Genomic DNA, 5,432 nt, shown 5'->3' with positions numbered 1-5,432 from the left:
CTCATCTTCCCGGCCTGCTCGGCCAGGGCGGCGTCGAGGACGGGGTTGCGGTACCCGTGGATGGCCGCCCACCAGGAGGACATCCCGTCCACCAGTTCCCGACCGTCCGCCAACCGAAGCCGCACACCCTGGGCCGACTCGACGACCAGGGGGTCGTGCGTGCCGGGCATCGGACCGTAGGGATGCCATACGTGCGCGCGGTCGAGGGCGATGAGGTCGTCAGGGCTCACCCAGGCAGGCTATCCGCCGAATCCGGGGCTCCGCCCTCGAACGGGGCAACGTCACTTTCCCCGCGTCGGCCCCGAGGCCGGGCGTCAGCGGTGGGCCGGAACCGCTTCGCCCGCGAGTTCCTTGCGGCGGGCTACGAGCCTGGCGATGTCGCGGCCCTGGTCGGTCGGCAGGATCCACTCCCCCGGCGGCACGGCGATCCGCACGGCGGGACCCGGGGTGACCGTCACGTTCAACTCGCCCACACCCGGGACGTGCAGGGTCGCTCGGCGGGCGACCATGACCTGTTCGACCGCACCCACGTCGTCGAAGTCGACGGCGGGCCGCGCGGTGCGCAGCCTGCCGCGGCTGCCGATGAGCGTGATGCGGTCGGCGCCGACCAGCAGCTCCAAGCCGGTGGCGCCGCGGGCGGGCCACGGAACCTCGACCGGTGAGTCGGCGAAATCAGGCGTGTAGGGCAGCAGAACCTGCCGCCGCGCCCGGTCGGCCAGCGTGAAACCCAGCAGCGCCAACCCGACCGCGCCGAGCGGGGCCGCCATCCAGGCGACGGCGGGGACATTGAGCCCCAGATACGCACCGGACATCAGGCCAAGCAGAACGGCGGCGTGCGGCCAGCGCCGTGGGCGGAAACGGCGGAGACCGAAGTAGACGGCGCCCGCGATGAGGACGAGAGCGGGCGTCGCGAGGCCGGGCAGCCAGCCGCCGAACACCAGGACGGAGGTGAGACCCAGGATGGGGCCGAGCAGGATCACCGCGGCGAGGTGCGGCCGCACCCGGCGCAGCCGGGCGGCCACCACACCACCACTGTTCTGATCATGTTGCCCCCGCACCAGGTCACGGTACCCAATGGTGCGGCCGTAGCCCGGCATTACGGGCGCGTGGCGTCAGTCCTGGGTTCGGCACCGGCCGGGGTCGACGGTCGACCGGATCAGACCGCTGACCCGTGACGCAGCGCGCGCAACCGCGTCAGGCTCGCGCGGTGTCCCCCACCCACCGCGAGTTCGATGGCGTCGGCGAGCAGGGCCTCCGCCGCCGGGTCACCTTTCGCCACCGCCAGCGCACAGCCCGCCAGGCGCGCCTCGTAGTGGCCCAGCGGTGGGCCGGTGACCAACGCGCTGTCGACGTGCTCGGCGGCTTCGTCGAGTCCGCCGCCCGCTACCAGGACAAGCGCCAAGCGTGAGTGCGCCCAGCAGGCGAACAGCGGGATGCGGGTGCTGAGCTCGAGCGATCGCCGGAACGCGCTCTCCGCGGCCGCGAGGTCGCCCGCGGCTTCGCGGGCGATCCCGAGTCCCCGTGCCGCGGTGGCCGCCCAGCCCCGGTGCCCGGTCTCGGCCGCGAGCGATTCCGCCTTCTCCGCCGCCGCGATGGCCTCGGCGGCCAGGCCCATCCCGCTGAGCGCCTCGCTCATGATCCAGTGCGCCGCGCCCTCGCCCTCGACGAACCCGAGCGAGTTCGCCAGTTCCGCCGCCGCCGTAGCGTCGACCAGCGCGCTTTCCGGCTGTCCGGCGAAGACCAGCGCGTGGCCCCGGGACGAGCGCGGCGTGACGACCCGCAACAGGTTGCCCGAATCGAGGAAGAGCTGCGCCGCTTGCTCGTAGGCCGCCACCGCGGTGTCGATGTCACCGTCGAGGAAGACCGCCATCGCCCGAGCGTCCAGGATGTCGGCCACCCCGCGGGCGTCACCGGCCCGCTCAAAGAGCGACAACGCTTCGTCGTAGCGCTGCGCGGCGCGACCCCGGCGATCGAGGTTGATGTCGATGGTCCCGCCCGCCGTGAGGGCTCGCGCACGGGCGACGGGGTCGTCGGCCGCTTCGGTCAGGGCGAGTTCGATGAGGTTCGCCGCGCGAACGAGATCATCGGAGCCGGACGACATCACGGCGAGTTCGGTGAGCAGGCTCGCGCGCGTGGGTGGACTCGTCGCGTGCGTCAGCGCGACTCGCAGGTCCTCGCGGGCCTCGGCCAGCTTTCCGGTTCGCGCCAACGCTTGCGCCCGCACTTCCAGCAGTTCCGCGCGGACCGCGTCGGCCGGGTCGAGCGCGAGCCCGGCCTCGGCGAGCTGGTGGGCTTCCCCGTCGGCGAAACGCTCGAGCCTGCGCCGCGCGGTCGCCGCGTACGCGACCGCCGCCGCCGCATGATCCCCCGCCCCGGTCAGATGGCTAGCCCGCTCACCGTCGCCCGCCGCGCCGGTGGCCAGTGCCATCGCCAAGAGTCTGTGCAGACTGGCTTTCGCGCCGGGGGCCAACGCGTCGCGGACCGTCTCGGCGACGAGGTCGTGGCTGGTGCCGAAGCCGCGTCGACCGTTGCCGGCGAGTTCGGCCGCGCACAGCGCACCCAAGTGCTCGGTCACCAGTTCGAACGGGATGCCGCACGCTTCGGCGAGAAATTCGGCGGACGCGGGACGGCCGAGCACCGCGAGCAGACCCAGCAGATCACGCGCGGTCTCGGCCAGCGGCTCCGCGCGCGCGAGGATCGACCGCCGCCTGCCGGAACGCGCGACCTCCCGGGCATGGGTGGGCAGGTCGTCGGATTCAAGCCCGTCGAGCGCACGGAGGACCTCCACGATCGCGAACGGGGTCCGGTCGGTCTCCCCGATGAGGACCTTGGCCAGCATCGGATCGCCAGCCAGCTCACCGATGGCCGCGGCGTCGAGAGCGGCGAGCCGGATCTCGTCCGGCCGGACACTGCCCCGAAGGTCACTCAGGAACCGGCCCGTCATCTCCCCGGTCCGGAACGCGAGCACCATCGACACGTTCTCCGCCCTGGTTGCGAGCAGCGCCAACAACTCCAGGCTGCTGGCGTCGGCCCACTGCAGGTCGTCGACAAGCAACAGCACCCGTCCCGAGGCGCTGAGCAGCCGCACGGCGCCTTCGAGCACCAAGGCGCGTGCCGTTCCCGCGTCGACCGTGACCTTGTCGGCCGCCTCGGCCAGTTCGGGCAGCACCTCGGAGAGGGCGACCACGGACCGGGCGGGCAGCACTTTGCGGGGTGAGAGCCCGGCCTCCACCGCAGCGCGAAGCACCGCTTGGGCGAGGCTCCACGGCCGGTCGCGCTCCGGGAGCACCGCCCGCGCGGTGATGACCGTGCCTTCGGCTTCAGCTGCGAACTCGGACAGCAGCCGTGACTTCCCGGTGCCCGGTTGCCCCGCCACGAGCGCGAGCCTGCCTGCCTTGCGCAGCGCGGCCAGCTCACGGCCGCGGCCGACGAACGGACCGCGCGGCGCGGCGAGTTCGTGATCGGAGCCGGGTGCGAACTCGCGGCGCAGCAGGCGGCCGTGTAGGTGTTCGGCTTCCGCTGACGGGTCGATGCCCAGTTCGTCGGAAAGGCGACGGCGCAGCCGTCGATAGGCGGCGAGGGCGGCTCCCTGGTCCCCGGCGAGGGCCAGCGATCTGACCAACAGCAGATGAGCCGGTTCGCGGAGCGGAGCCGCGGTGACCGCGTCTTCGGCCAGTTCGCGGGCGCGGACGTGGTGGCCGACGCGCAACGCCGCTGTCGCGGCGAGTTCCAGGCACTCCTGGCGCAACCGGTCGAGTCGCTCGCGGGGCGACCGCGCCCAGTCGGCGTCGGCGTCCTCGGCCCACGGCTCGCCCCAAAACCGCAACGCCGTCTCCGCCGTCGCGAGCGCACCCGCGGGGTCGGGGTCCAAGCGCTTGCGGGCCGCCTCGACACCGTCGGCGAAGCTCTGCGCGTCCACGGTCAACGACGCGACCTCGGCCAGTAGGTACCCGCCCGCCACGGTGCGGATCAGCGCCGGGTCACCCAGTGCTCGGCGGGCCCGGTTGACCAGGACATTCACGTTGGCGTCGGGGTTCGCGGGCGGACTTCGCGGCCAGAGGGCCTCGACCAGCGCGTCACGGCTCACCACGGACCCGCGGCGGGCGACGAGCAGCCGGATCAGTCTGCGGGCAAGCCTGCCGCCGAACGCGGCGGCGTCGACTTCGTCGCCGTCGATCCGCACCGCGAAGCGTCCGAGGACGCACACCTCCACCCGCATCTCGCCAACTCCCGCTATCCGGCAGCTACCCGGCCGCAATGAGCGGTTCCTAGCGTCGCAGACGAATGTCCAATCAGGAAGGAACGGCCATGACCATCGATCAGGCGAAACTGGGAGAATTCATCGGCAAGTTCGCGGGCGACCTCGGTGCGGTGCTGCACGCCGCGACCGTGCTGGTCGGCGACAAGCTCGGTCTGTACCGGGCGATGGCGGACTCGCGCCCGGTGACCGCGGCCGAGTTGGCCGACAGCACCGGGTGCGACGAGCGGTACCTGAGGGAGTGGCTGTCCGCGCAGGCCGCGTCCGGGTACGCCGAGTACGACCCGGACGCGGACGCGTTCCGGCTGACCGAGGAGCAGGCGTTCGCCCTGACCACCGAGGACAATCCGTTCTTCATTCCCGGTGGCTGCCAGGTCGCGGCGTCGACGATCAAGGACGCCGACCTGCTGGCGGACGCGATCCGCGACGGCCGCGGCGTCGACTGGAGCGACCACCATCACGACCTGTTCGACGGCACCGACCGTTTCTTCAAGCCGAACTACATCGGCCACCTGCTGTCGGAATGGCTGCCCGCCTTGGACGGCGTCGTCGCGAAGTTGGAAGCAGGCGCCACCGTCGCCGACGTCGGCTGCGGCTACGGCTCGTCGTCCATTCTCATCGCCCGGCAGTACCCCCGGTCTCGGGTCGTCGGGTCCGACTACCATGCGCCGTCGATCGAGGAGGCCCGCAAAGCGGCGGCCGAGGCGGGCGTCGCCGACCGCTGCACGTTCGAGGTGGCCGCCGCGGCGGACTACCCGGGCCGCGGGTACGACCTCGTGACGTTCTTCGACTGCCTGCACGACCTGGGTGACCCGGTCGGCGCGGCCGCGCACGTCCGCGAGACGCTGGCCGACGACGGCACCTGGATGATCGTCGAACCCAACGCGGGAGACCGGTTGGAGGACAACCTGAACCCGGTCGGCCGCATCTTCTACTCGGCATCGACGTTGATCTGCGTGCCCGTGTCGAAGAGCCAGGAAGTCGGACTCGCGCTGGGCGCGCAGGCAGGCGAGGCCCGGATCCGGCACGTGGTCGAGCAGGCGGGTTTCACCCGATTCCGACGCGCGACCGAGACGCCGTTCAACATCGTCTACGAAGCCCGGCCATGACACGAGGCTGACCCCTGGGTGCCGCCGCCCCAGGGGTCAGCGGGTCGGTGGCGGGGGGGGGGGGG

At 72.3% G+C, this 5,432-nt stretch carries 4 protein-coding genes; 1 reads left to right on the top strand and 3 read right to left on the bottom strand.

Annotated elements, in window-relative coordinates:
• The 3 genes from ACRDSQ_RS12655 to ACRDSQ_RS12645 form a co-directional block, all read right to left on the bottom strand.
• On the bottom strand, positions 1 to 170 hold a 170-nt coding region (locus ACRDSQ_RS12655; RefSeq protein ID WP_431421153.1), incomplete at its 3' end, for an aminotransferase class III-fold pyridoxal phosphate-dependent enzyme.
• Between the two features lie 144 nt (positions 171 to 314).
• Positions 315 to 1,058, bottom strand: coding sequence for a hypothetical protein (locus ACRDSQ_RS12650; RefSeq protein ID WP_431421151.1), 744 nt, complete (start codon positions 1,056 to 1,058; stop codon positions 315 to 317).
• 98 nt (positions 1,059 to 1,156) lie between these two features.
• A complete protein-coding gene (locus tag ACRDSQ_RS12645) occupies positions 1,157 to 4,219 on the bottom strand; it encodes a BTAD domain-containing putative transcriptional regulator (RefSeq protein ID WP_431421149.1) in 3,063 nt (1,020 codons plus the stop codon).
• 89 nt (positions 4,220 to 4,308) lie between these two features.
• On the opposite strand from ACRDSQ_RS12645, the gene ACRDSQ_RS12640 reads away from it, so the two are divergent.
• On the top strand, positions 4,309 to 5,367 hold the full coding sequence (locus tag ACRDSQ_RS12640; protein WP_431421148.1) for a class I SAM-dependent methyltransferase: 1,059 nt from the start codon (positions 4,309 to 4,311) through the stop codon (positions 5,365 to 5,367).
• The last annotated feature ends 65 nt before the right edge of the window (positions 5,368 to 5,432 follow it).

The sequence above is a fragment of the Actinokineospora sp. genome, assembly GCF_050699995.1.
Lineage (GTDB): Bacteria > Actinomycetota > Actinomycetes > Mycobacteriales > Pseudonocardiaceae > Actinokineospora.
Note: the sequence above shows the minus strand (reverse complement) of the source record. Positions and strands in the feature narration are given on the sequence as shown.